Origin of the sequence: Microbacterium sp. NPDC058345 (genome assembly GCF_042723855.1) — a bacterium.
In the GTDB taxonomy this organism is placed as follows: Bacteria; Actinomycetota; Actinomycetes; order Actinomycetales; family Microbacteriaceae; genus Microbacterium.
The window spans coordinates 59134-82790 of record NZ_JBHXIG010000004.1; the positions used below are offsets into that span (position 1 = coordinate 59134).

Here is a 23657-nt window from a genome sequence, read left to right on the forward strand (position 1 = left end):
GGATGCCGTCGTATCCGGATAGCCTGTCAGCGTGACCGAACCGCGCTATCGTCCCGACGTCCCAGAGCTGCACCGGCCGTACACGGCGGCCGCCGGTCGGTACCAGCGCTTCGCGTACCGGCAGGTCGGCTCGTCCGGCCTGTACCTGCCGCCGATCTCGCTCGGGCTGTGGTGGAACTTCGGCGACAACATCCCCCTCGACAACCAGCGCGAACTGCTGCGCCACGCGTTCGACAACGGCATCACGCACTTCGACCTGGCCAACAACTACGGCCCGCCCTACGGCTCGGCCGAGAAGAACTTCGGCCGCATCCTCGCCGAGGACCTGCGCCCCTACCGCGATGAGCTGATCATCTCGTCGAAGGCCGGCTGGGACATGTGGCCGGGGCCCTACGGCGACCTGGGCAGCCGCAAGTACATCCTCGCCAGCGCCGAGCAGTCCCTGACCCGGATGGGACTCGACTACGTCGACATCTTCTACTCGCATCGCGTCGACCCCGTCACGCCGGTCGAGGAGACCGTCGGGGCGCTCGACACGCTGGTCCGCCAGGGCAAGGCGCTCTATGTCGGGATCTCGTCGTACAGCGCCGAGCGCACCGCAGCCGCCGTCGCCGTCGCCCGCGACCTCGGCACGCCCCTGGTGATCCACCAGCCGTCGTACTCGATCCTGAACCGATGGATCGAGGAGGGCCTGACCGACACGCTGCGCGCCGAGGGGCTGGGCGCGATCGCCTTCACGCCGCTGGCTCAGGGACTGCTGACCGGCAAGTACCTCGCTGACGGCCGGGCGGAACGCGCGCAGAAGCGACGCTCGCTGCCCGACAGGCCGGTGTCCGAGGAGGGCCTGGCCGTGCTGCGCGGCCTGAACGACGTCGCCGCCGAGCGGGGGCAGTCGCTCGCCCAGCTCGCGCTGCAGTGGACGCTGCGCGATCCGGTGGTCGCCTCGGCGCTCATCGGCGCATCCCGCCCGGAGCAGCTGGACGAGAACCTCGCGGCGGTGGACGGCCCCGAGTTCAGCGACGAGGAGCTCACCGCGATCGACGCGCTCGCGCACGGCATCGACGTGAACCTGTGGGCGACCTCGTCGGAGCTGTGAGCGAGCGATGACGCTGGCGCATCGACCGGACGGCGTGCACGTGCGCGCACCGGGCAAGATCAACGTCTATCTGGGTGTGGGGCCGCGGCACGACGACGGCTATCACGCGCTCGCGACCGTCTTCCAGGCGGTGTCGCTGTACGAGGACGTCTACGCGTATCCCTCCGAAGGCTTCTCGGTGGAGATCGTCGGCGACGTGAACGTCGCCGACGTGCCCACCGACGACCGCAACCTCGCCATGCGGGCCGCCAAGCTGCTCGCCCGCACCGCCGGGGTGGACGACGGCGTGCATCTGCGAATCCGCAAGGGCGTTCCGGTCGCGGGCGGCATGGGCGGCGGCTCGGCGGATGCCGCGGCGACCCTCGTCGCCTGCGACGCGCTGTGGGGCACCGAGCTCGGCCCGCACCGGCTGCACGAGCTGGCCGCACGGCTCGGTGCCGACGTGCCCTTCGCCCTGCACGGCGGCACCGCCGTGGGCACGGGTCGCGGCGACCAGCTCACCCCGGCGCTGGCCCGCGGCCGCTTCGACTGGGTGCTCGCGATGAGCGAGCAGGGCCTGTCCACGCCGACCGTGTACGGGCGGCTGGACGAGATGCGCGCCCACGGTGAGGGCCTGGCCGACGACGCCGCGCCCTCGCTGGAGGTGCCGGTCGCCATGCTGCACGCGCTGCGCGTCGGCGACGCTCACGAGCTCGCGCCGGTGATGATGAACGATCTCGAGCCTGCGGCGATCGCGGACCGCGCCGACCTCGCGCTCGCCCTCTCCGACGGCGTGCGATTCGGCGCGCTGACCGGCATCGTCTCGGGGTCGGGTCCGACCCTCGCCTTCCTCTGCGCGGGCCCCGGGGCGGCCAGGACCGTCCAGGAGGAGCTGCGCGCGACGGGACGCGATGCACTGCACGTGCACGGTCCCGTCGCCGGCGCGCGGATCATCCTCTGACCGCGAAGCAGGGCCGGCGGATGCGGGTGCGGGCCCTCGCATGCCATGATGGAATCTCGATGTGACCGTGCACATGCGAGGAGGCATGCCGTGACCGCCGCCTCCGAACGTGCCAGGACGCCCAGCATCCGCGATGTGGCGCGGCTCGCTGGCGTCTCGCATCAGACCGTGTCGCGCGTGCTCAACGATCACCCCAGCATCCGCCCGGAGACGAAGGCGAAGGTGCTCGACGCGATCTCCGTGCTCGACTATCGCCCGAACCTCGCGGCCAGGGCCCTGGTCACCAGCCGCTCCAACACGCTCGGCATCCTCTCGGCGACGATCGGCGAGTTCGGCCCCACCTCGTCGATCGCGGCCATCGAGGAGGCGGCGCGCGCCGAGGGGTACTCGGTGTCGACGCTCAATCTTCCCGAGACGACGCCCGAGGCGATCGGCGCCGCGGTGCGCCAGCTGGGCCGCGAGCACGTCGACGGCATCGTGGTGCTCGCCCCGCAGGTGCGGGTCTTCAACGTCCTGCGCGGCATGGCGGCCACCGTGCCGTACGTCAGCCTGCAGACCGCGTCCGGATCGGACGGCGTGACGCTGTCCGCCGACCAGGTGTCCGGCGCCCGCATCGTCACCGAGCATCTGATCTCGCTCGGGCACTCCGACATCCTGCACCTCGCGGGCCCGCAGGACTGGATCGAGGCCGAATCACGCATGCGCGGCTACCTCGACGCGCTGCGGGACGCCGACCTGCCGACGTTCCCGCCGATCAGGGGCGACTGGACGGCCGACTTCGGCTACTTCGCCGGGCAGGAGCTCTCCCGGCGGCCGGACTTCACGGCGGTGTTCGCCGCGAACGACCTCATGGCGATCGGGCTCATGCACGGGTTCCGCGACGCCGGGCTGCGCGTTCCACAGGACGTCAGCGTCGTCGGATTCGACGACATACCCGTCGCCGCGCACACCTCGCCGACGCTGACGACGGTGCATCAGGACTTCTCCGAGGTGGGCCGGCGCGCCGTGCGCATCCTGATCGCCGAGATCCGCGGCGAGGCGATCCCGGTGTTCGGGCCGCTGCAGCCGGAACTCCGCCTGCGCGAGTCCTCTTCGTCACGGTGAGATTGCGAATCGCGGCCCTCCTCTTGACACTGCGGGCAGGGCGGTGCACCATGGGGTAGCCAATGTGAACGGTCACATCGGCACATGCGAGAGCATGGCCGCCTGTATCGAGGAAGATTCGTGAGCATCACCACCACGCTGCCGAGCGTCTCGGGCCCGATTCTCGAGATGCGACGCATCACCAAGGAGTTCCCCGGCGTCAAGGCGCTCTCGGATGTCTCCATCACCGTGCGCGCCGGCGAAGTCCATGCCATCTGCGGAGAGAACGGCGCCGGCAAGTCCACCCTCATGAAGGTGCTGTCCGGCGTGTACCCCTACGGCAGCTACCAGGGCGACATCGTGCTGTACGGCGAGGAGCAGCGCTTCAAGGACATCGCCGCGAGCGAGGCCGCCGGCATCGCGATCATCCATCAGGAGCTCGCGCTGATCCCCGAGCTGTCGATCGCGGAGAACATCTTCCTCGGCAACGAGATCCGCCGCTTCGGCGCCGTGGACTGGCAGGCGCAGAAGCAGCGTGCGCTCGAGCTGCTCGCCCGCGTCGGTCTGAACGAGGATCCCGACATCGCGATCAAGCACCTCGGTGTGGGCAAGCAGCAGCTGATCGAGATCGCGAAGGCGCTCAACAAGGACGTCCGGCTGCTCATCCTCGACGAGCCGACCGCGGCGCTCAACGAGTCAGACTCCCAGCACCTGCTCGATCTGATCCTGGGGCTGAAGGCCAAGGGGATCGCGTCGATCATCATCAGCCACAAGCTCAACGAGATCGAGCAGATCGCCGATGAGATCACCATCATCCGCGACGGCCGCACCATCGAGACCCTCGACATCTCGCGCGGCGAGATCAACGAGGACCGCATCATCCGCGGGATGGTGGGACGGTCGCTCGAGAGCCGATACCCGGACCGGACGCCCGAGATCGGCGAGGTGTTCTTCCGCGTCGAGGACTGGTGGGTGCAGCATCCGACGGTCTCCGAGCGGATGGTCGTGAAGGGGTCGAGCATCGATGTCCGCCGCGGCGAGGTGGTCGGGATCGCCGGTCTCATGGGCGCAGGGCGCACGGAGTTCGCGATGAGCATCTTCGGGCGCTCGTACGGCAACTTCCAGAGCGGCCGGCTGTTCAAGGACGGTCAGGAGATCGTGCTGCCCGACGTCGCCGCCGCGATCCGTCACGGACTCGCCTATGTCAGCGAGGACCGCAAGGTGCTGGGGCTCAACCTCCTCGACACCATCAAGCGCTCGATCGTCTCGGCGAAGCTGTCGAAGATCGCCGGCCGCGGCGTCGTGGACGATCGCGAGGAGTTCGCCGTGGCCGAGCGGTACCGCAAGGCGCTGCGCATCAAGACGCCCAGCGTCGAGGAGGGCGTCTCCAAGCTGTCGGGCGGCAACCAGCAGAAGGTCGTGCTGGCGAAGTGGATGTTCACCGACCCGGACCTGCTCATCCTCGATGAGCCCACGCGCGGCATCGACGTCGGCGCGAAGTACGAGATCTACTCGATCATCAACGAGCTGGCCGCACAGGGCAAGGGCGTGATCGTCATCTCCAGCGAGCTCCCGGAACTGCTCGGCATCTCCGATCGGATCTATACCGTCTTCGAGGGACGCGTCACCGACTGCATCCCCGCGAACCAGGCCACCCCGGAGGCGCTCATGCGCAGCATGACCTCCACGAACCAGAAGGCGAGCGCATGAGCGAGCTGAACACCGAGACCACGCAGCGGGGATTCCGGTTCCGCGACATCCGCCGGATGTTCGGCGGCAACGGAACATCATCCCTGCGCCAGTTCGGCATCCTCGGCAGCCTGATCGTGATCGTCCTGCTGTTCGAGATCCTGACGCTGGTGCGCAACGGCCCGAACGGCGCGACCCTGACGTCGGGCAACCTGATCAACGTCATCAACCAGTACTCGTTCATCCTGATCCTCGCGATCGGCATGGTGATGGTCATCATCATGGGTCACATCGATCTGTCGGTCGGCTCCGTGGCCGCGTTCGTCGGCATCATCGTGGCCAAATCGATGACCGAGTGGAACCTGCCCTGGCCGCTGGCGATCCTGCTGGGGCTCGTCGTCGGCGCCCTCGTCGGAGCGTGGCACGGATTGTGGGTGGCGTACGTCGGCGTGCCGGCGTTCATCGTGACGCTGGCCGGCATGCTTTTCTTCCGCGGTGCGAACCAGTGGATCGGCAACTCGCAGACGGTGCCGGTCGCACAGGGCTTCCAGTACATCGGCACCGGCTATCTGCCCGAGGTCGCCCTGCCGCTGAACTTCAACGTGCCGACGATGGCGCTCGCACTGCTCGGCGTCGTGTGGCTGGTCTTCTGGGAGATGCGCACCCGGCGCGTGCAGCAGAAGATGGGCTCCGACCGCGCGCCGGTGTGGGTGAGCGGCGTCAAGGTGACGCTGCTGTCGATCATGGTGCTCGCCGCCGGCTGGATGTTCGCCACGGGACGACCGGGCACGAGCTTCCCGGTGCCGGGACTGATCCTGCTGGCCCTCGTCATCATCTACTCGTTCATCACGCGCAACACGGTGTTCGGCCGCCACATCTACGCGGTCGGCGGCAACCGGCAGGCCGCCCGTCTGTCGGGCGTGAAGGACCGCTGGGTGGACTTCTTCGTGATGATGAACATGTCGGTGCTGGCCGCGCTGGCCGGCATGATCTTCGTCGCCCGCTCGCAGGCCTCCGGCCCCGGCGACGGCAACGGCTGGGAGCTCGACGCCATCGCCTCGGTCTTCATCGGCGGCGCCGCCGTCGCCGGCGGCATCGGCACGGTGATCGGCTCGATCATCGGTGGTCTGGTGATGGCCTTCCTCAACAACGGCCTGGCCCTGCTCGGTCAGGGCGCCGACGTCGTCTCGATGATCAAGGGCCTCGTGCTGCTGCTGGCGGTGGGCATCGACGTGTGGAACAAACAGCAGGGACGCCCGTCGATCATCGGCTTCCTCACCCGTCGCCGGCCGCGTACCGACGAGTTCGGGTCATCGACCCTCCAGCCCCCCGCCGCCACCAGCGCGAGCGGACAGAAGGAGACCGCGTCGCGCTGAGCGCGGGCGGCCTTCGAAACACCAGAGAGAAAGAGATCGCATGAAGAGAATGGCAGTGGCGGCGACAGCGATGTTCGCCGCGGCAGCGCTCGCCCTGACCGGCTGCTCGTCGGAGCGCGGTGGCGGCGCGGGAGACGCCGGTGGCTCGGGCGACGAGGCCAAGGGCTTCGCCGCCGACGCCTCGATCGGCGTCGCCCTTCCGGACAAGACCAGCGAGAACTGGGTGCTCGCCGGTCAGCTGTTCACGGACGGACTGAAGGAGGCCGGCTTCGAGGCCGACGTCCAGTACGCCCCGGCCAGCAACACCGTCGCCGAGCAGCAGAACCAGATCCAGGCCATGGTCACCAACGGCGCCAAGGTCATCATCATCGGTGCCAAGGACGGCAAGCAGCTGGCCACCCAGGTGAAGGCCGCGAAGGACGCGGGCGCCTACGTGATCGCCTACGACCGCCTCATCGAGAACACCGACGCCGTGGACTACTACGTCGCGTTCGACAACTTCAAGGTCGGCCAGCTGCAGGGGCAGGCCCTGCTCGACGGCCTGGAGGCGAACGCCGGTCACGAGGCGCCGTACAACATCGAGCTCTTCTCGGGCTCGCCCGACGACGCCAACTCCGCGGTGTTCTTCGACGGCGCCATGGAGGTGCTGCAGCCGAAGATCGACGACGGCACGCTGAAGGTCGTCTCGGGGCAGACCGAGATCGCGCAGACCGCGACCGAGGGCTGGCTCGCCGAGAACGCCCAGAACCGCATGGACACCCTCCTGACCGGTTCGTACGGCGGCGACACCGTCCTCGACGGCGTGCTCTCACCGAACGACACCCTGGCCCGCGCGATCATCACGTCGGTGCAGCAGGCAGGAAAGCCCGTGCCCGTGGTCACCGGCCAGGACTCCGAGGTGGAGTCGGTGAAGTCCATCATGGAGGGCGTGCAGTACTCCACGATCAACAAGGACACCACGCTGCTCGTGGAGCAGGCCATCAAGATGGTCGGCCAGCTGCAGAAGGGCGAGGATGCCGAGGTCAACGACACCGAGCAGTACGACAACGGCGTGAAGGTCGTCCCCGCGTACCTGCTCGACCCGGTGATCGTCACCAAGGACAACGCGGAGGAGGCGTACGCGAACGTGCCGAGCCTGCTCGAGATCGTGCAGTCCTACAAGTAATCGCCGCGCGCGTGATTCGCGGGCCGCTGCGGATGCTTCGGGGCGGCCCGCTCTCGCATGCACGGCTACCCTTGACAGGACATGGCACATCTTCTCGGGGCCGAAGGGCTCCACCTCGAATACCCCACCCGCGTCGTCTTCGACTCCGTCACCCTCGGCATCGAGGAGGGCGAGCGGATCGGCATCGTGGGCCGCAACGGCGACGGCAAGTCGAGCCTGCTCGCGATGCTCGCGGGGCGGAAGGAACCGGATGCCGGGCGGGTGACCATGCGCGGCGGCACCACGATCGGCGTGCTCGACCAGGCGGACACGCTCGACGACGCCCTCTCCGTGGGACGTGCGGTCGTCGGAGACACCCCCGAGCACGAATGGGCGGGCGACGCGAGGGTGCGCGACGTCATCGCGGGCCTCGTCGCCGACCTCGACTGGGACGCGTCGGTCTCCTCGCTCAGCGGCGGGCAGCGCCGGCGGGTCGCGCTGGCGACGCTGCTCGCGGGGGAGTGGGACGTCATCGCCCTCGACGAACCCACCAACCACCTCGACGTCGAGGCGATCACCTGGCTCGCCGGGCACCTGAAGACCCGCTGGGCGAAGAACGCCGGTGCGCTGCTCGTGGTCACCCACGACCGCTGGTTCCTCGACGAGATCTGCACGGCGACGTGGGAGGTGCACGACCGCGTCGTCGAGCCGTTCGAGGGCGGCTACGCCGCGTACATCCTGCAGCGCGTGGAACGGGATCGGATGGCGGCCGCATCCGAGGCGAAGCGGCAGAACCTGGCCCGCAAGGAGCTGGCGTGGCTGCGCCGAGGCGCGCCGGCCCGCACCAGCAAGCCGAAGTTCCGCATCGACGCGGCCAATGCCCTGATCGCCGACGTGCCGCCGATCCGCGACACCATCTCGCTGCAGTCGCTCGCGGTCGCCCGCCTCGGCAAGGACGTCGTCGACCTGCTCGACGCCGGCGTCGAGTACGGCGACCGGGAGGTGCTGAAGGACGTCGAATGGCGCATCGCTCCCGGTGAGCGCACCGGCATCCTCGGCGTCAACGGGGCGGGCAAGTCGACCCTGCTCGGGCTCATCGCCGGCACCGTGCAGCCCACCAGCGGCAGGGTCAAGCGGGGCAAGACCGTGCAGGTGCGCACCCTGACTCAGCGCATCGACGAGCTGGCGCAGCACTGGAACGACCCCGTGCGCACCGTCATCAACGGGCTGCGCACCTCGTACACCTTCGGCGCCGGCTCCAAGGCCCAGGAGCTGACGCCCGGTCAGCTGCTCGAGCGCCTCGGATTCAGCTCCGCGCAGCTGTCCACTGCCGTGAAAGACCTCTCCGGCGGTCAACAGCGTCGCCTGCAGCTGCTGCTGGTGCTGCTCGACCAGCCGAACGTGCTCATCCTCGACGAGCCCACCAACGACATGGACACCGACATGCTCGCCGCGATCGAGGATCTGCTCGATTCGTGGCCGGGAACCCTGCTCGTGGTCAGCCACGACCGCTACTTCCTGGAGCGCGTCACCGATCAGCAGTTCGCGATCCTCGACAGGCACCTGAGGCACCTGCCGGGCGGGGTCGAGGAGTACCTGCGGCTGCGGGCGCTGGAGCAGACGACGGATGCCGCCGCATCCGCCTCACGCGTCTCGGCCTCGGGAACCGCGCCGGAGCTGGACGGCGCGGCCCGCCGCGCCGCCGAGAAGGAGCTCTCCGCGCTGGAGCGGAAGATGCAGAAGCTGAACGACCAGATCGACCGGGCCAAGCACGCGCTGGCCGACCACGATCAGTCCGACTACGCGGGCCTCGGCGAGAAGATGAAGGCGATCCAGGCCCAGCAGGGCGAGGTGGAGGAGCTGGAGCTGCGCTGGTTCGAGCTCACCGAGCAGCTCGACTGAACAGCGCGTCCTCGGCCGTCGCGACGATGCGGCGCGCCATCCCGCGGAAGATCAGACCGTGGAAGGGCAGCATGGCGAGCCAGTAGAGGCGCCCCGACAGCCCTCGCGGGAAGAAGACCGCGCGCTGCCGGTACTCGGCGCCCGTGGCTGACGGCGTCACACCCAGTTCCAGCCATGCGCTGCCCGGTACCCGCATCTCGGCACGCAGTCGCAGCAGGCGTCCCGGCTGCACCGCCTCGACCCGCCACACGTCGACGGCGTCGCCCTGCCTCAGGTGCGACCGCGTGCGGCGGCCGCGCTGCAGACCGACGCCGCCGATGATGCGATCCGCCCAGCCGCGCAGCGCCCACAGCAGCGGCGCCGAGTACCAGCCGTTCACGCCGCCGATCTGGACGATGGCCGCCCATACGGCGTCGGGGTCGGCGACGGTACGACGGCGTCTGTGATCGGTGAAGACCGTGCGTCCCGCCCAGTCCGGGTCACTGGGCAGCGGATCGCTCGGCGCGCGGTCGACGCTCGCGTCGACCCAGCTGGTCTCGACGTCATCGATCGCGATCCTGCCCAGCGCCATCCGCACGGCCTCGCGGTAGCCCGTCAACCCATCTGGGGGACGGGGGATGATCCGGTCGACGTCGTGGTCGGCCATGACGCAGGGATGCTGCAGCGACTCGACCAGGGGGCGCGCGATCTGCTGAGGCACCGGGGTCACCAGCCCCACCCAGAGCGACGCGAGGCGCGGGGTGAGCACGGGAAGCGCCGCGATCCCGCGCTGCGGCAGACCCGCCTCCACCGCATAGCCGTTCATCATCTGGCCGTAGCGCAGCACGTCGGGGCCGCCGATGTCGACCGTGCGATTCAGCTCGGCGTCCACGCGGGCGCCGGCGAGCAGGTAGTGCAGCACGTCGCGCACGGCGATCGGCTGGATGCGGTTGCGCACCCATTTCGGCGCAGGCATGTACGGCAGCACCTCGGTGAGGTGGCGCACCATCTCGAACGACGCGGATCCGGACCCGATCACGACGCCGGCCTGCAGCACCAGCGTCGGCACGCCCGAGCGGAGGAGAATGTCACCGACCTCCCTGCGGGAGGCGAGGTGGCGGGAGAGCCGTGCGCCGTCCGGGTGCAGCCCGCCCAGATACACGATGCGACGGACGCCGCCGCGTGCGCTGCCGTACGCCACGTTGCGGGCGATGCGGCGGTCGGCGGCCGCGAAATCCCCTCCGCCGTTCATGGAGTGCACGAGGTGGTAGACGATGTCCGCACCGGAGGTCGCCGCGAGCACCGCGTCACGATCGGCAGCGTCCCCGGTGAAGATCTCCACCTCCGACGCCCACGGCAGCGGCTGGATGCGGTCCGCGGAGCGCGTGAGCACCCTCACCCGGTAGCCGCCGTTGAGCAGTCTCGGCACGAGCCGCCCGCCGATGTATCCGGTCGCCCCGAGCACCAGCACGAGCGGCGCTGCTCCGTCGGGGCCCGGCACGGACCGGAGGATCTGCTCGGCACCGGACGGTGCGCGAAGACCGGCTGTTCCGGCGTGTGCGTCGTGCGACATCATGCGGTCCTCATCGCGAACAGGATCAGCAGCAGGGTGACCACGAATCCGCAGGCGTAGTTGATCCAGAGGAAGTGGCGCCAGCCGCGGTTCGCGCGGGCCGAATCCGCATCCGTCACCCGCGCGTAGGGCAGAGCGGCGATGAGATAGGGCACCGCGAGCAGGGCGGCCAGCGCGCCCGGCAGGCCGGTGGTGAGCATCAGCAGCCCCGCAGCGGTCCAGCAGGCGAGGGCGAGGCGCACCGTGCGGGCGGCGCCGATGACCGTCGCGATCGAGGAGATCCCGCCCTCGCGGTCGGGCACGACATCCTGCACCGCCCCGAACGCGTGACTGGCGACCCCCCACAGGAAGAACGCCGCCAGCATGGCGAGCAGTCCCGGCGTCGGCGATCCGCCGGCCAGCGTGACGCCGTAGACGGCGGGGCTCACGAAATGCACGCTCGAGGTGATCGAGTCGAGCACCGGGATCTCCTTGAACCGGAAGGGAGGAGCCGAGTAGGCCACCACGGCGAACAGGCTGACCGCGAGCACGAGCCACGAGACGGCGCCGCCCATCAGCACCAGCGCGATGACGAACGGCAGAGACGTGAACAGTGCGGCGAGCAGAACGCCCCGATGACGCTCCGGCGCCAGCACCGCACCCTCCACGCCGCCCTTACGCGGATTGGCGAGGTCCGAGGCGTAGTCGAAGACATCGTTCACACCGTACATGGCGAGGTTGTAGGGGATGAGGAAGAACAGCGTGCCGACGATCAGTGCGGCGTCCACCTCGCGGCCGGACAGGAGGTAGGCTGCAGCGAACGGGTACGCGGTGTTCACCCAGCTCAGCGGCCGGGACGCCGCCAGCAGATCAGCGATCATCTCGCCTCCGCATCCGGCTCCACAGCGCCGGCAGGAGGATCACCGCGGCGAGCGGATACGCGAAGTCCTCGAGGGGCGCGGCGCCGATGCGCAGACCGGAGACGTGCGCATCGGAGTAGGCGAAGAGTCCGGCCGAGATCATCAGGTTGTCGAACACGGCGGTCAGCAGCAGGAGCACCGCGGCCGCGATGACGAGCGCCGGCAGTGACAGATCGCCCCGCCGGCGCAACACGAGGGCGGCGAGGGCGGCGGCCATCAGGAACCCCGCGCACAGCAGCAGGTAGGTCACGGGAGCTCCTTCCGGCGATGCGCGAGCATCCGCTCCGCACCGCAGACGAGCACCATGGTGAGCTCGCACAGGAAGAGCAGGAAGACCGGCTCTTCGAGTGGTAGGTCGGGCGCGAGCAGGATGCCGGTGGCGAACGGCCCGTCGGCGCGGAAGAAGATGCCCAGGGCGATGCCGGCGAGATCCCACAGCAGGAAGAAGCCGACCCCGATGCCCAGGACCGCCAGCGCGCGTCGCGGATCACGGCCGAGGAACAGCCGGTGGCGCACGTCGAGGGCGGTCACCCCCGCGAGCGAGACGAGCAGGAACGTCAGGTAGAGGATGCTCACAGCGGCTCCGGCAGCGGTCCGGGCGAGCGGTCGCCGCGCAGCCGCTTGACGACCAGCTCGGCGCTGATGAGGCACATCGGCAGGCCGATGCCGGGGATCGTCGTCGCCCCGGCGAACAGCAGCCCGCTCACCTTGGACGAGGCGTTCGAGCCCCGCAGGAGCGCGCTCTGACGCAGCGTGTGCGCCGGTCCCAGCGCGCCGCCCCGCCACGCCCCGAACTCGCGTTCGAAGTCGGCCGGGCCGATGCTGCGCCGTACGACGATCCGTTCGCGGAGGTCGGGGATGCCGCACCAGTCCGAGATCTGATCGATCGCCGCGTCGACGGCGCGCTCCACGGCGGCCGAGCCTGCTCCGTCCACCCCGCCGGCGCCGATGGCCGGGTCGGCGGGCACGGGGATGAGTACGAACAGGTTCTCATGGCCCTCGGGAGCGACGTCGTCGGTGGCGCTGGGACGGCACACGTAGATCGACGCGGGGTCGGGGATGCGGGGACGATCGCCGTAGATGGCGTCGAACCCTGCTTCCCACTCCCGGGTGAAGAGCAGCGTGTGGTGCGCGAGCGCGGGAAGCTCGCCGCGGACGCCGAGGAGCGCGAGCACCGCGCCGGGACCGGGGTCTCGGGTCCGCCACCAGCGGTCGTCCCTGCTGCGGTGCTGCGGCTCCAGCAGTCGATGCTCGGTGACGTGCAGATCGGCCGTCGAGACGACGACGTCGGCGGGCAGGTGCTCCGGGGCACCGTCCCGGCCCTCCACCTCGACGCCGACCGCGGCTCCGTCGCGCACGGTGATGCGCCGCGCCCGGCATCCGGTGCGTATCGTCGCGCCGTGCTGCGCGGCGAGTCGCGCGATGGCGTCGATCACGGCGGAGAATCCGCCGCGCGGATAGAGCACTCCCTGGCCGATGTCGAGGTGGCTCATCAGGTGGTACATGCCGGGGGCCGCCGCGGGGGACGTGCCGAGGAAAACCGCGGGGTAGCCGAGCACCTGCTGCACGCGGAGGTCGCGGGAGTGCCGGCGGATGCGGCGGTCGAGCGGCTCGCTCAGCAGCCGTGCGAGCCGGTGGAGTCCGCGCAGGGTGTCGCGGCTGAGCAGGGGGCGCAGCGACTCGTACGTGCTGTAGAGGAAGCGCGACGTGGCGAGGTCGTAGGTCTCGGCGGCCGAGGCGAGATAGGAGTCCAGCCGGTCTGCGGAGGGCGGGTCGAGGGAGACGAGCGCGTCGCGCGCACCCTCGGCCGGCAGATCGAACGGCTCGTCCTCGCCCTGAAAGTAGACGCGGTACGCGGGGTCGAGGCGCACGAGGTCGAGCTGCTCGGCGGCCGAGGTTCCCATGAGCCGGAAGAAGTGGTCGAACACCTCCGGCATGAGATACCACGACGGGCCGGTGTCGAAGGTGAACCCGCCGGACTGCCAGCGTCCCGCGCGGCCGCCGAGTTCCTCGCGCGCCTCGATGAGGGTGACATCGGCGCCCTCGCGCGCCAGCAGGGCCGCGGTGGCCAGGCCGGAGATCCCGCCGCCGATCACCACGGTGCGCCTCGCGGCGCTCATGCGCGCACCCGGCCCATCGCGGCGCCGGCGAGCAGTCGCAGCTTCACGACGGTGGGCACCGAGATGCGGCGTCGCCGAAGCTCGGCCGCGGGAGTGGCGCGCAGCTGCTCGTTGAGCCGGGTGAAGAGCGCGGCCGCGGCGGTCGTCGCACGGCGCGATCCGCGCGGGAGCCGCGCGATGGCGATCCTCGCGGCCGCCAGATCGTCGGCGATCTCGTCGACCACCGCATCCTTCTGGGCGTCGGTGAGCGTGCCGGGATCGACCCCCGGGATGTACGACCTGCCCAGACGCCCGGCGTCCTCGGCGAGATCGCGCAGGAAGTTCACCTTCTGGAAGGCCGCGCCCAGCCGGCGGGCGCCCTCCTCCATCTCGGCATCCAGCTGCAGGCCGGGGCTCTCGAGAGTGAAGACCCGAAGGCACATGGAGCCGACGACTTCGGCGGAGCCGTGGATGTACCGGCGATACTGGTCGCGATCGAGGTGCACGTCGCCGGCATCCATCCGCATGGAAGCGAAGAACGGGCGCACCAGTGACGTGTCGATGCCCGTCGCCCTCGCGGTCGCCGCGAACGCGTGCACGACGAGGTTGGCGCTGAATCCGCGGGTGAGCGCGGCCAGGGTCTCGCTCTCGAGCTCGTCGAGCACCTCACGCGTGGCCGCGGAGCCCATGCCCGCCTCGGACGCGGGTCCGTCGACGATCTCATCCGCCACCCGGACGAGGGCGTACACGTCGGCGATGCCGTCACGCACCGCTGCCGGCAGCAGCCTGCTCGCCATGCCGAACGACGTGGAATAGGCGCGGATCACGCGCGACGACGACGCGCGGGCGGTGCGCGTGTAGAGCTCGAGACCCGTGCGCCTGGTCACGCGTCCCGCTCCGCGCATTCGGCGGCGATGCGCGTCAGCTCATCGCGCAGCGGTCCGGGCAGCTCCGAGTCGGCGATCGCGTCGCGCACGCGGTCGCGGTGCGCCGAGACGGTCGCCTGCATCCGCTCCGCCGCCCCCGAGGTGACCAGGGCGGTCCGGAGTCGCTCGGCATCGCTCTCCTCCAGGGACGCACGCCCGAACAGATGCTGCACGGCGCGCCACTCCGCGCTGCCCTCCGCGAAGGCGACGAGCAGGGTGCGCTTGCCCTCCCGCAGGTCGCCGAGCACCGTCTTGCCGCTGCGGTCCTCCGCTCCGAACACGCCGATGACGTCGTCGCGCATCTGATAGAGCAGCCCGAGGTCCGCCCCGATGCCGGCGAGTGATTCAAGGGTCTGCGTCGCGGCGCCGGCCAGCATCGCACCCGCCTGAAGGGGCGCGGCGAACGAATAGCAGGCCGTCTTCTGCTCCATCATCCGCAGGATAGCGGGCTCGTCGGCGGAGATCACGCCCAGCGCGAGACCCACATCCGCGTGCTCGCCCGCCGCGGTCACGGCCAGGCAGTCGTCCACGAGCGCATGCAGCGCGGTGCGGGCCGGATGCTCGATGCGGGAGAGCAGCGCGTGCACGCCGCTGATCAGCACGTCCCCGGCGAGCAGCGCGGAAGCCGTTCCCCACCCCGTCGCCGTGCCCACCGGGCGACCGTCCTCGACGGCGTCCGCGGCGAAGCGGCCGGCGAGGTTGGGGCGGCCGCGGCGGATGAGGTCGCCGTCGAGCACATCGTCGTGCAGCAGCAGGGCCGTGTGCAGCACCTCGAACGCCGCCGCGGCGGCCCGGGCCGCTGCGGGATCCTGGCCACCGAGATGCTCGTGGGCCAGCAGGAGCAGCTGCGGACGCAGCCGCTTGCCGCCGTTTGCGGCATCCGCGGCCGTGCGCCAGACGTCCGCGTACGACGTGCCCAGCTGCTCTGCGCGGGCGATCCGCTCGGCGAAGTAGCGGTCGATGACCTCATCGACAGCGTGCGGCCGCGTCGAGCGCACCGCTCTCACGCCGCGTTCCTCCATGCGTCCGCATGAACCGTTCCGCCGGCGGCGGACATCTCGGCGGCCTGCAGCACCAGCCACGGGCTGAACGCCCACGGCGTCGCGGTGAGCGCGTCCGCCAGGTCTTCGGGCTCCACCCAGCGGTGGTCCATCGCCTCGGCGGCGTTGAGCGCGGGCTCGCCGGCGGCGACGGCGATGTACACCGGGCAGACCTCGTTCTCCACGACACCGCTCGCATCCACCGCGCGATAGCGGAAATCGGCGAGGACGAGGCGCACGTCGCGCAGCGGCATCCCCAGCTCCTCGAGGGCGCGACGGTGCACGGCGTCCGGGATGGCCTCGAAGGGCTGCGGGTGCCCGCAGAACGCGTTGGTCCACACGCCCGGCCACGTCCTCTTGCCCAGTGCCCTGCGCGTCATGAGGATGCGGCCGCGATCGTCGAGGACGTGACAGGAGAACGCGAGGTGCAGAGGTGTGTCCTCGTGGTGGACGTCCGACTTCGGCGCGGCGCCGCGCGGACTGCCGTCCTCCTCGAGCAGCACGACGCGCTCTTCCTCGGTCATGGGCGTCTCCTTTTTCGCTAGCCAGGCTAACTTCTCGCCAAATATATATCGTCATTGCGATAAAGTCATGCCATGGCGAAGCGGAGTGCGCATGAGGTGCAGCGCGTGACTCTGCACGACCCCGCGCGGCTGGATCCCGATCAGGAGATCGTGCGGCGATCGCACCTGTCCGAGCAGGATCTCGAGGGGATCGTGCGCGTTCTCGACGCGATGCACCGGTGGCGCGAGGCGGAGCGCGAGATGAGCGAAGCCTCCCGCCGCTACATGAAGCTCGGCGAGACCGACATGCGAGCGCTGCGTCTGCTCATCGCCGCCCAGCGGCAGCAGATGGTGGTCACCCCGACGTCGATCGCGACGCACCTCGGCATCTCCACCGCATCCACCACCAAGCTTCTGGACCGGCTCGAAGCCGGCGCGCACATCCGCCGGACGCCGAATCCCCGAGACAGACGGAGCCTGGCGATCGAGGTGACGCCGGCGACGCTCCGTGCCGCGCGCGAGAGCGTCGGGCGCGCGCACGCACAGCGCTTCGACGTCATCGCGAGCCTGTCGCCCGAGGCGCGTGAGTCCATCGCCGACTTCTTCGACGCGCTCACGGCGACGACGGCGACGGCCGACGACGACGAGGGTGAGCGAGGGTTCTGAGAAGGCCTACCCGTCGGCGCCGGATGCTGTCATCCTGCTCGTGTGAGAGGAGACGGTGATGGACGAGGGGATGTTCCGCACCGCGGAGGGCTATGACCGCCTGATCGGCCGCTTCCTGCCGTCGCTGGCGCCCGCGTTCGCCGAGTTCGCCGGTGTGCGCGCGGGCAGGGTGCTCGATGTGGGCTGCGGTCCCGGTGGTCTCACGGCGGAGCTGGTGGAGCGCGTCGGCGACGGGAAGGTGTCGGCGATCGACCCCTCCGCACCCTTCGTCGCCGTCTGCCGCGACCGCGTGCCGGGAGCCGATGTGGTGGAGGGGGTGGCCGAGAGCCTGCCCTATGCCGACGGTCACTTCGATGCGAGCCTGTCGTCCCTCACCGTGGGGTTCATGACGGACGCACGGCAGGGCGTCCGGGAGATGGCGCGCGTGACCCGGCCCGGCGGCGTCGTGGCGCTGTGCTTCTGGAGCAGCGGTCGGATGCAGGCCGTCGGCCGCTTCTGGCGCGCGGCCGGCCGTGCGATCGGCGCCTTGCCCTCCGACGACGCCCTGGTCGGAAGGCAGGAGGGAGACCTGGAGGGTCTGCTGGAGGAGGCCGGACTGCAGGACATCCGTGCCGCCGAGATCGAGGCGACCGCGTCCTACGCCGGCTTCGACGATCTGTGGTCCGGCTACATCGCGGGAGTAGGACCGATCGGACGGTATGTGCGGTCGCTCACGCCGGCACAGCTCGAGGCGGTGCGCGTCGCGGCGCGGGAAGACCTCGGAACGGCAGGGCAGCCGTTCACGCTGACGGCGATGGCCTGGGCGGCCTGCGGCGTCGTCCCCGGGTGACCTCCCGCGCCACCCGTCGCGGATGACGTCGTATGACGACCTGATTGGAAGGTGCCGAGGAGCGCCGCGTACCGTGACGGAGTCCACCACGAGAGGAACCCGAACCGTCATGTCCCGCCGCACCACCTCCGTCATCGCCGCGCTCGCGGCCGTGCCCCTCGTCGTCGCCCTCGCCGGGTGCGCGTCCTCGCCCGCGTCGGACGACGCCGGTGACAGCGGCGGTGCCGCCGGTGAGACGGTTCGCATCGGCGTGGTCGGCAAGAGCGACCCGCAGTGGCCGGCCTTCGTCGAGGCCGCCGCGGAGGAGGGCATCGATGTCGAACTGGTCGACTTCGCCTCCTACGAGCAGCCGAACCCCGCCCTCAGTGCGGGGGAGCTCGACCTCAACCAGTTCCAGCACATCGTGTACCTCGCCGGATACAACGTCGCCTCGGGCGACGACCTCGTGCCAATCGGCTCGACCGGCATCTACCCGCTCGGCCTCTACTCGCAGAAGGTCGACGACGTCGACGACATCGAGAAGGGCGAGACGGTCGCCGTGCCCGACGACGCCTCCAACCAGGCGCGCGCCCTGCTCGTGCTGCAGTCGGCCGGCCTCATCGAGCTGAAGAGCGGCGGCACGATCTTCTCCGACCTCGCCGACATCGACGAGGCGAAGTCCAAGGTCAAGGTCACCGCGCTCGAGGCCGCGCTCATCCCGAACTCGCTGCCCGACGTCGCCGCCGCCATCATCAACAACGACTTCGTCACGCAGGCCGGTCTCAAGTTCGAGGATGCCATCGCCCAGGACGACCCGAGCGACCCGAACGCGCTGCCCTACGTGAACATCTTCGCCGCCCGCGCCGAGGACAAGGACAACGAGACGTACCTCACCCTGGTCGACATCTTCCAGAACGACCCTGAGGTGCAGGCCGGGCTCGCCGAGGCATCCGGCGACACCATCGTGCCGCTGAAGACCCCCGTCGCCGACCTGGAGAGCTCGCTGCAGAAGGTCGAGAAGGACACCGAGGAACAGGGCTGATCCGGGCGGTCAGCCGAGTGCGGCAGAATCGGGCGGTGCGCATTCGCGCCGCCCGATTCCCGCGTGCACAGGGAGAGAAGACATGACAGCCATCGTGACCCTCAGCGACGTCACGAAGACGTATCCTCCGGCAGCGAAGGGCGATGACGTCGTCACCGCCGTCGCCGGCGTCGACCTCGAGATCGAGCGCGGTGACGTCTTCGGCATCATCGGGTACTCCGGCGCGGGAAAGTCCACCCTCGTCCGGCTGATCAACGCGCTCGAGCCTGCCACGAGCGGATCGATCCATGTCGACGGCGTCGACATCACCGCACTGCCGGAGCGCGAACTGCGCAGGGTGCGCGGCGGCATCGGCATGATCTTCCAGCAGTTCAACCTCTTCTCGGCGAAGACCGTGAAGGCCAACATCGCCTACCCCCTCAAGCTCGCCGGGTGGTTGAAGGCCGACATCGACGAGCGGGTCGCAGAACTGCTGCGCTTCGTCGGGCTCAGCGACAAGGCGAAGGCGTACCCCGAGCAGCTGTCGGGCGGGCAGAAGCAGCGCGTCGGCATCGCCAGAGCGCTCGCCACCCGCCCCGCCATCCTGCTGGCCGACGAGGCCACCAGCGCGCTCGACCCGCAAACCACGCACGAGGTGCTGGCGCTGCTCAAGCGCGTGAACGAGGAGCAGGGCGTCACGATCGTGGTGATCACCCACGAGATGGATGTCATCCAGACGATCGCCACGAAGGTCGCCGTCATGGAGCGAGGGCGCGTCATCGAGCAGGGCGACGTCTTCCAGGTGTTCTCCGACCCGCAGAATCCCGCATCTCAGCGGTTCGTGGGCACCGTCATCAAGGGCATCCCCTCCCCGGCCGAGGCCGCCGCGCTGCGCGCCAGGCACGAGGGCAGGCTGGTGACCTTCTCGTTCCGCGACGGCGACTCCTCGCAGGCGCAGGTGTTCCTCGACCTCGCCGAGGCGGGTATCGGGTTCGAGCTGGTCTACGGCGGCATCAACGACATCCGGGGCCGGGCCTTCGGCCACCTCACCCTCGCACTGCGCGGAACGGATGCCGCTGTCAGCAGCGCCCTCGACCGGATCCGCGTGCATGCCACGGTCACCGAGATCGAGCGGGAAGGGGCACTGTGATGGACCGGCTTAACGAACTGTGGCCCGAGTTCTGGGACGCCGCGCTCGAGACCCTCTACATGACCAGCTTCGCGCTGGTGCTCGCCGGTGTGCTCGGCACGATCATCGGCGTCGGCCTGTACGTCACCCGGCCGGGTGGCGTGATGCAGAACCGCGTGCTGAACGCGCTCCTCGAACTGCTGGTCAACTTCTTCCGGCCCATCCCGTTCGTCATCTTCATCGCCGTGCTGCAGCCGGTGACCCGCGCCGTGATCGGCATCGGTATCGGCACCACCGCGGGCGCCTTCGCCATCGGTATCGCGGCGGCGTTCGCCATCGGCCGCATCGTCGAGCAGCACCTGATCTCGGTCTCACCCGGCGTGATCGAGGCGGCCCGCTCGATGGGAGCCGGCCCTTGGCGCATCCTCTTCACCGTGGCGATCCCCGAGTCCCTCGGGCCGCTCATCCTCGGCTACACCTTCATCGTCGTCGCGCTGATCGACATGACCGCGATGGCCGGGATGGTCGGCGGGGGCGGCCTGGGCGCGTTCGCGCAGATCTACGGCTTCCGCCGGTTCGAGCCGATCGTGATGTGGGCGGCGATCGTCCTCATCGTCGTGTTCGTGCATCTCGTGCAGACGCTGGGCACCCGTCTCGCCCGCGTCATCATGCGACGCTGAGCTCAGCGGCCGGGCGCCTGCTGCAGCACCCGTCTGGTGCGGAACTCCCGCTGCTCGCCGGTGAGCGGATCGGTGAAGCGCAGCTCCCGCGCCAGCAGCTGCAGCGGTCTGCCGAAGTCGTCTGGTGCCTCCGGCAGAAGCTCCGGGTAGAAGCCGTCGTTGAGGATGCCGGCGCCCAGCGCCGCCAGGTGCACCCGCAGTTGGTGCATTCGCCCGGAATGCGGGCGCAGCAGCGTGTGCAGCACCCGGTCATCGTGACCGATCAGCTCGATCAGCGTCTCGGAGTTCGGCTCACGATCCGCATCCACACGGACGCACACGTGCGCGCGGAGCTTCTCGATGTGGTTGCGGTACACGATCGGGAACGGCCGGCCGTCGAGGGCAGGGGATGCCGCGTCCCAGCCCGCAGGCAGCGCCGAAACGGCCTCGTACACCTTCTCGACCCGGCGGTTCTCGAAGAGCAGCTGATAGGCGCCTCGGGTGGCGGGACGCGTCGAGAACATCAGCAGGCCAGCGGTCGCGCGGTCCAGCCGATGGATCGGCGTGAGCTCGGGGATGCCGAGCAGGTTGCGCAGCCGCACGAGCGCGGAGTTCTGCAGGTACTTGCCGCCCGGCGTGGTCGGCAGGAAGTGGGGTTTGTCCGCGACGACCAGGTCGCGGTCCTGGTGCAGCACCTCGATCTCGAACGGGATGACGCGCTCGACGGGCGGCTCGCGGTAGTACCAGACGAACTCGTGCGCGCCCAGAGGCGTCTCGCGCGTGAGCGCCGTGCCGTCCCGCGCCACGATCTCGCCCCGGTCGAAGCGGCGCAGCAGACGCTCGGGATCGAGATGGAAGAAGCGCTCGGCCATGTACGCGCCGACCGTCGGCCAGGGGCCGGTCGTCGGCAGATGCAGGCGCGTCGCGCCGACGCCGTCGCGTACCGGCAGGGGAGAGCGCATCGCCATCAGGCGCTCCCGACGGTCGTGGGGGCCGTGCTCATGCGTCGAAGCTCAGGCTGAGCTTGCGCAGCAGACCCGCCAGCCGGTCGCGGTCGCCTCGGGGGAGGGCGCGAAGCAGTTCGGCCTCGGCATCCACGAGTCGCGTGATCGCGGCGTCGACACGCACCCGCCCGTCGTCGGTCAGCGTCACGAGCACGCTGCGTCCGTCGCCCGGGTCCGCCTCACGACGCACGAAACGCCGGCCGACGAGGCGATCGATGCGGTTGGTCATCGTGCCGCTGGAGACGAGCGTCTGCTGCAGCAGCTGCTTGGGGCTGAGCTGGAAGGGATCGCCGGCGCGGCGCAGCGCCGAGAGCACATCCCACTCCCACGGCTCGATGTCGCTGCGGCGGAACACCTCGCGGCGTGCGCGGTCGAGGTGGCGCGAGAGCCGGTCCATGCGCGACAGCACCTCGAGGGGCGAGAAGTCCAGGTCGGGGCGCTGGGTGTTCCAGGCGCCGACGATCCGATCGACCTCATCCGCCTGGCTCATGCCTCCATTATCCCGTGAGAGCGCGGAGCCGCTCGGCGGGTTCACGGCCCGGCGCGTGGCAGACTTGTCAGGCGACCGACGCTCGACACGAGCACGGCCGCGGTCCGCCGTAGTGTAATGGCAGCACGACAGCCTTTGGAGCTGTGAGGTCCAGGTTCGAGTCCTGGCGGCGGAGCATGACGGAGAACACCGCGTCCACCCCCGGCGACCTCGCCATCATCGTCCTGGCCGCGGGCCAGGGCACCCGCATGAAGTCGCGCCGGCCGAAGGTGCTGCACGAGATCGGCGGGCGACCGCTCCTCGGGCATGTGCTCACCACCGCGCACGCCCTCGGCGCCGCCCACATCGAGGTCGTCGTGCGGCACGAGCGCGACCAGGTCGTCGCCGCGCTCGCCGAGCAGCACCCCGACGCGGTCATCGTCGACCAGGACGACATCCCCGGCACCGGCCGGGCCGTGCAGGTCGCGCTCGACCGTCTTCCCGCGGACTTCGAGGGCGACGTGCTCGTGCTCTCCGGCGACGTCCCGCTGCTGCAGGCCCAGACGCTGCACGCGCTGCTCGACGGCCACCGCGCCGCCTCCGCCGCGGCCACCCTGTTGAGCGCGCATCTCGACGATCCGACCGGCTACGGCCGCGTGATCCGCGGGGCTGACGGCACGGTCGAGCGCATCGTGGAGCAGAAGGACGCCACCGACGACGAGCGCGCGGTCACCGAGATCAATGCGGGCGTCTACGTGTTCCGCGCCACCGCGCTGCGCACCTTCCTGACCCAGGTCGGTCAGGACAACGCCCAGGGCGAGATGTACCTCACCGACGTGATCGGCCTGCTGCGCGCGGCCTCCGAGCCGGTCGCGGCCGAGATCGCCTCCGATGTGGCATCCACCTTCGGCGTGAACGACCGCGCCCAGCTCGCCGAGGCCGGCCGGGTGCTCAACCAGCGCATCGTGCGGCATTGGCAGCGTGAGGGCGTCACGGTCGTCGACCCGGCCACCACGTGGATCGACGACGACGCCACGCTCGCCCCCGACGTCACGATCCTGCCGAACACGCAGATCCTCCGTGCCACGGTGATCGCCGCGGGGGCCACGATCGGCCCCGACACCACTCTGGTCGACTGCGAGGTCGGCGAGGACGCCGTCGTGCGCCGCACCGACGCCACCCTCGCGGTGATCGGCGCGAACGCCACCGTGGGGCCGTTCTCGTTTTTGCGCCCAGGGACGGTGCTGGGCGAGGGCGGCAAGATCGGCGCGTACGTCGAGACGAAGAACGCGCAGATCGGCGAGGGCAGCAAGGTCCCGCACCTGTCGTACGTGGGCGATGCCACCATCGGCCGCGGCGTGAACCTGGGTGCCGGCACGATCACGGCCAACTACGACGACGTGAACAAGCACCGCACCGAGGTCGGCGACGAGGTGCACACCGGCTCGCACACCGTGCTCGTCGCGCCCGTTAGGCTGGGTGCTGGTGCGAAGACCGGTGCCGGCGCCGTCGTCCGCAAGGACGTCCCCGCAGGTGCCCTGGCCATGAGCGTCGCCCCTCAGCGCAACATCGAGGGTTGGGTCGAGAAGAACAGAGCAGGCACGGGTGCGGCGGACGCCGCGGCCCGGGAACGATCGGCGGAATAGGCGGAC

At 70.0% G+C, this 23657-nt stretch carries 23 protein-coding genes and 1 tRNA gene; 14 read left to right on the forward strand and 10 right to left on the reverse strand.

Going from position 1 to position 23657, the window contains the following annotated elements:
- Positions 1 to 31 precede the first annotated feature (31 nt).
- The 7 genes from mgrA (at position 32) to ACFWH5_RS14705 (ending at position 9230) form a co-directional block, all read left to right on the forward strand.
- Entirely contained in the window at positions 32 to 1096 is a 1065-nt protein-coding gene (gene mgrA, locus ACFWH5_RS14675; protein ID WP_378835953.1) for an L-glyceraldehyde 3-phosphate reductase, read from the forward strand.
- A gap of 7 nt (positions 1097 to 1103) precedes the next feature.
- On the forward strand, positions 1104 to 2036 hold the full coding sequence (locus ACFWH5_RS14680) for a 4-(cytidine 5'-diphospho)-2-C-methyl-D-erythritol kinase (protein ID WP_378835956.1): 933 nt from the start codon (positions 1104 to 1106) through the stop codon (positions 2034 to 2036).
- 48 nt (positions 2037 to 2084) lie between these two features.
- A complete protein-coding gene (locus ACFWH5_RS14685; RefSeq protein ID WP_378835958.1) occupies positions 2085 to 3140 on the forward strand; it encodes a LacI family DNA-binding transcriptional regulator in 1056 nt (351 codons plus the stop codon).
- 168 nt (positions 3141 to 3308) lie between these two features.
- Entirely contained in the window at positions 3309 to 4829 is a 1521-nt protein-coding gene (mmsA, locus tag ACFWH5_RS14690; protein ID WP_378836300.1) for a multiple monosaccharide ABC transporter ATP-binding protein, read from the forward strand.
- On the forward strand, positions 4826 to 6184 hold the full coding sequence (gene mmsB, locus ACFWH5_RS14695) for a multiple monosaccharide ABC transporter permease (RefSeq protein WP_378835961.1): 1359 nt from the start codon (positions 4826 to 4828) through the stop codon (positions 6182 to 6184). Before mmsA ends, mmsB begins: the two co-directional genes overlap by 4 nt.
- Positions 6185 to 6224: 40 nt before the next feature.
- Positions 6225 to 7349 (forward strand): substrate-binding domain-containing protein, encoded by a 1125-nt coding sequence (locus ACFWH5_RS14700; RefSeq protein ID WP_378835963.1) that lies wholly within the window; start codon positions 6225 to 6227, stop codon positions 7347 to 7349.
- An 81-nt stretch (positions 7350 to 7430) separates the two neighbouring features.
- Positions 7431 to 9230 carry an ABC-F family ATP-binding cassette domain-containing protein gene (locus ACFWH5_RS14705; protein ID WP_378835965.1) on the forward strand — a complete coding sequence of 600 codons (1800 nt, stop codon included), beginning with the start codon at positions 7431 to 7433 and terminating at the stop codon, positions 9228 to 9230.
- Here ACFWH5_RS14705 and ACFWH5_RS14710 read toward each other — a convergent pair.
- The 8 genes from ACFWH5_RS14710 to idi are packed head-to-tail and all read right to left on the reverse strand — an operon-like array spanning position 9211 to position 16270.
- Entirely contained in the window at positions 9211 to 10782 is a 1572-nt protein-coding gene (locus ACFWH5_RS14710) for an SDR family oxidoreductase (protein WP_378835968.1), read from the reverse strand. The two genes, ACFWH5_RS14705 and ACFWH5_RS14710, sit on opposite strands and share 20 nt — an antisense overlap.
- A complete protein-coding gene (locus ACFWH5_RS14715) occupies positions 10782 to 11642 on the reverse strand; it encodes a prenyltransferase (RefSeq protein ID WP_378835971.1) in 861 nt (286 codons plus the stop codon). The genes ACFWH5_RS14710 and ACFWH5_RS14715 overlap by 1 nt, the downstream gene beginning before the upstream one ends.
- A complete protein-coding gene (locus tag ACFWH5_RS14720; RefSeq protein ID WP_378835973.1) occupies positions 11632 to 11931 on the reverse strand; it encodes a lycopene cyclase domain-containing protein in 300 nt (99 codons plus the stop codon). Before ACFWH5_RS14720 ends, ACFWH5_RS14715 begins: the two co-directional genes overlap by 11 nt.
- Positions 11928 to 12257, reverse strand: coding sequence for a lycopene cyclase domain-containing protein (locus ACFWH5_RS14725; protein WP_378835976.1), 330 nt, complete (start codon positions 12255 to 12257; stop codon positions 11928 to 11930). Before ACFWH5_RS14725 ends, ACFWH5_RS14720 begins: the two co-directional genes overlap by 4 nt.
- Positions 12254 to 13801 carry a phytoene desaturase family protein gene (gene crtI, locus ACFWH5_RS14730; protein WP_378835978.1) on the reverse strand — a complete coding sequence of 516 codons (1548 nt, stop codon included), beginning with the start codon at positions 13799 to 13801 and terminating at the stop codon, positions 12254 to 12256. Before crtI ends, ACFWH5_RS14725 begins: the two co-directional genes overlap by 4 nt.
- Complete coding sequence (locus ACFWH5_RS14735; protein ID WP_378835981.1) at positions 13798 to 14667, reverse strand: phytoene/squalene synthase family protein; 870 nt, start codon at positions 14665 to 14667, stop codon at positions 13798 to 13800. Before ACFWH5_RS14735 ends, crtI begins: the two co-directional genes overlap by 4 nt.
- The gene (locus tag ACFWH5_RS14740; protein ID WP_378835983.1) at positions 14664 to 15713 is read right to left on the reverse strand and encodes a polyprenyl synthetase family protein; all 1050 of its coding nucleotides are present in this window, start codon (positions 15711 to 15713) and stop codon (positions 14664 to 14666) included. Before ACFWH5_RS14740 ends, ACFWH5_RS14735 begins: the two co-directional genes overlap by 4 nt.
- Positions 15710 to 16270 (reverse strand): isopentenyl-diphosphate Delta-isomerase, encoded by a 561-nt coding sequence (gene idi, locus ACFWH5_RS14745; RefSeq protein WP_378835985.1) that lies wholly within the window; start codon positions 16268 to 16270, stop codon positions 15710 to 15712. The genes ACFWH5_RS14740 and idi overlap by 4 nt, the downstream gene beginning before the upstream one ends.
- 72 nt (positions 16271 to 16342) lie before the next feature.
- On the opposite strand from idi, the gene ACFWH5_RS14750 reads away from it, so the two are divergent.
- From ACFWH5_RS14750 to ACFWH5_RS14770, 5 genes are all read left to right on the forward strand, one after another.
- A complete protein-coding gene (locus ACFWH5_RS14750; protein WP_378835988.1) occupies positions 16343 to 16915 on the forward strand; it encodes a MarR family winged helix-turn-helix transcriptional regulator in 573 nt (190 codons plus the stop codon).
- 58 nt (positions 16916 to 16973) lie between these two features.
- Positions 16974 to 17744 (forward strand): class I SAM-dependent methyltransferase, encoded by a 771-nt coding sequence (locus ACFWH5_RS14755; protein ID WP_378835991.1) that lies wholly within the window; start codon positions 16974 to 16976, stop codon positions 17742 to 17744.
- A 109-nt stretch (positions 17745 to 17853) separates the two neighbouring features.
- Entirely contained in the window at positions 17854 to 18765 is a 912-nt protein-coding gene (locus tag ACFWH5_RS14760; RefSeq protein WP_378835993.1) for a MetQ/NlpA family ABC transporter substrate-binding protein, read from the forward strand.
- 82 nt (positions 18766 to 18847) lie between these two features.
- A complete protein-coding gene (locus ACFWH5_RS14765; RefSeq protein ID WP_378835996.1) occupies positions 18848 to 19894 on the forward strand; it encodes a methionine ABC transporter ATP-binding protein in 1047 nt (348 codons plus the stop codon).
- Positions 19894 to 20553: a methionine ABC transporter permease gene (locus ACFWH5_RS14770; protein WP_378835999.1), complete on the forward strand. Its 660-nt coding sequence runs from the start codon at positions 19894 to 19896 to the stop codon at positions 20551 to 20553. The genes ACFWH5_RS14765 and ACFWH5_RS14770 overlap by 1 nt, the downstream gene beginning before the upstream one ends.
- A 2-nt stretch (positions 20554 to 20555) precedes the next feature.
- On the opposite strand, the gene ACFWH5_RS14775 is transcribed toward ACFWH5_RS14770, so the two are convergent.
- Together ACFWH5_RS14775 and ACFWH5_RS14780 are read right to left on the reverse strand one after the other, a co-directional pair.
- On the reverse strand, positions 20556 to 21494 hold the full coding sequence (locus ACFWH5_RS14775; RefSeq protein ID WP_378836002.1) for a pseudouridine synthase: 939 nt from the start codon (positions 21492 to 21494) through the stop codon (positions 20556 to 20558).
- A 37-nt stretch (positions 21495 to 21531) separates the two neighbouring features.
- Complete coding sequence (locus ACFWH5_RS14780) at positions 21532 to 22026, reverse strand: MarR family winged helix-turn-helix transcriptional regulator (protein WP_378836004.1); 495 nt, start codon at positions 22024 to 22026, stop codon at positions 21532 to 21534.
- A gap of 103 nt (positions 22027 to 22129) precedes the next feature.
- On the opposite strand from ACFWH5_RS14780, the gene ACFWH5_RS14785 reads away from it, so the two are divergent.
- A tRNA-Gln gene (locus ACFWH5_RS14785) sits at positions 22130 to 22201 on the forward strand.
- A gap of 1 nt (position 22202) precedes the next feature.
- Complete coding sequence (gene glmU / locus ACFWH5_RS14790; protein WP_378836007.1) at positions 22203 to 23651, forward strand: bifunctional UDP-N-acetylglucosamine diphosphorylase/glucosamine-1-phosphate N-acetyltransferase GlmU; 1449 nt, start codon at positions 22203 to 22205, stop codon at positions 23649 to 23651.
- Positions 23652 to 23657: the final 6 nt, after the last annotated feature.

Coding starts and splice junctions, on each gene's coding strand:
- ACFWH5_RS14775 (WP_378836002.1), bottom strand. CDS start 21,494: ATGCGCTCTCCCCTGCCGGTACGCGACGGCGTCGGCGCGACGCGCCTG.
- ACFWH5_RS14710 (WP_378835968.1), bottom strand. CDS start 10,782: ATGTCGCACGACGCACACGCCGGAACAGCCGGTCTTCGCGCACCGTCC.
- ACFWH5_RS14765 (WP_378835996.1), top strand. CDS start 18,848: ATGACAGCCATCGTGACCCTCAGCGACGTCACGAAGACGTATCCTCCG.
- crtI (WP_378835978.1), bottom strand. CDS start 13,801: ATGAGCGCCGCGAGGCGCACCGTGGTGATCGGCGGCGGGATCTCCGGC.
- mmsA (WP_378836300.1), top strand. CDS start 3,309: ATGCGACGCATCACCAAGGAGTTCCCCGGCGTCAAGGCGCTCTCGGAT.
- ACFWH5_RS14755 (WP_378835991.1), top strand. CDS start 16,974: ATGGACGAGGGGATGTTCCGCACCGCGGAGGGCTATGACCGCCTGATC.
- ACFWH5_RS14750 (WP_378835988.1), top strand. CDS start 16,343: ATGGCGAAGCGGAGTGCGCATGAGGTGCAGCGCGTGACTCTGCACGAC.
- ACFWH5_RS14780 (WP_378836004.1), bottom strand. CDS start 22,026: ATGAGCCAGGCGGATGAGGTCGATCGGATCGTCGGCGCCTGGAACACC.
- mmsB (WP_378835961.1), top strand. CDS start 4,826: ATGAGCGAGCTGAACACCGAGACCACGCAGCGGGGATTCCGGTTCCGC.
- ACFWH5_RS14715 (WP_378835971.1), bottom strand. CDS start 11,642: ATGATCGCTGATCTGCTGGCGGCGTCCCGGCCGCTGAGCTGGGTGAAC.
- ACFWH5_RS14705 (WP_378835965.1), top strand. CDS start 7,431: ATGGCACATCTTCTCGGGGCCGAAGGGCTCCACCTCGAATACCCCACC.
- ACFWH5_RS14770 (WP_378835999.1), top strand. CDS start 19,894: ATGGACCGGCTTAACGAACTGTGGCCCGAGTTCTGGGACGCCGCGCTC.
- glmU (WP_378836007.1), top strand. CDS start 22,203: ATGACGGAGAACACCGCGTCCACCCCCGGCGACCTCGCCATCATCGTC.
- ACFWH5_RS14700 (WP_378835963.1), top strand. CDS start 6,225: ATGAAGAGAATGGCAGTGGCGGCGACAGCGATGTTCGCCGCGGCAGCG.
- idi (WP_378835985.1), bottom strand. CDS start 16,270: ATGACCGAGGAAGAGCGCGTCGTGCTGCTCGAGGAGGACGGCAGTCCG.
- ACFWH5_RS14760 (WP_378835993.1), top strand. CDS start 17,854: ATGTCCCGCCGCACCACCTCCGTCATCGCCGCGCTCGCGGCCGTGCCC.
- ACFWH5_RS14685 (WP_378835958.1), top strand. CDS start 2,085: ATGGAATCTCGATGTGACCGTGCACATGCGAGGAGGCATGCCGTGACC.
- ACFWH5_RS14680 (WP_378835956.1), top strand. CDS start 1,104: ATGACGCTGGCGCATCGACCGGACGGCGTGCACGTGCGCGCACCGGGC.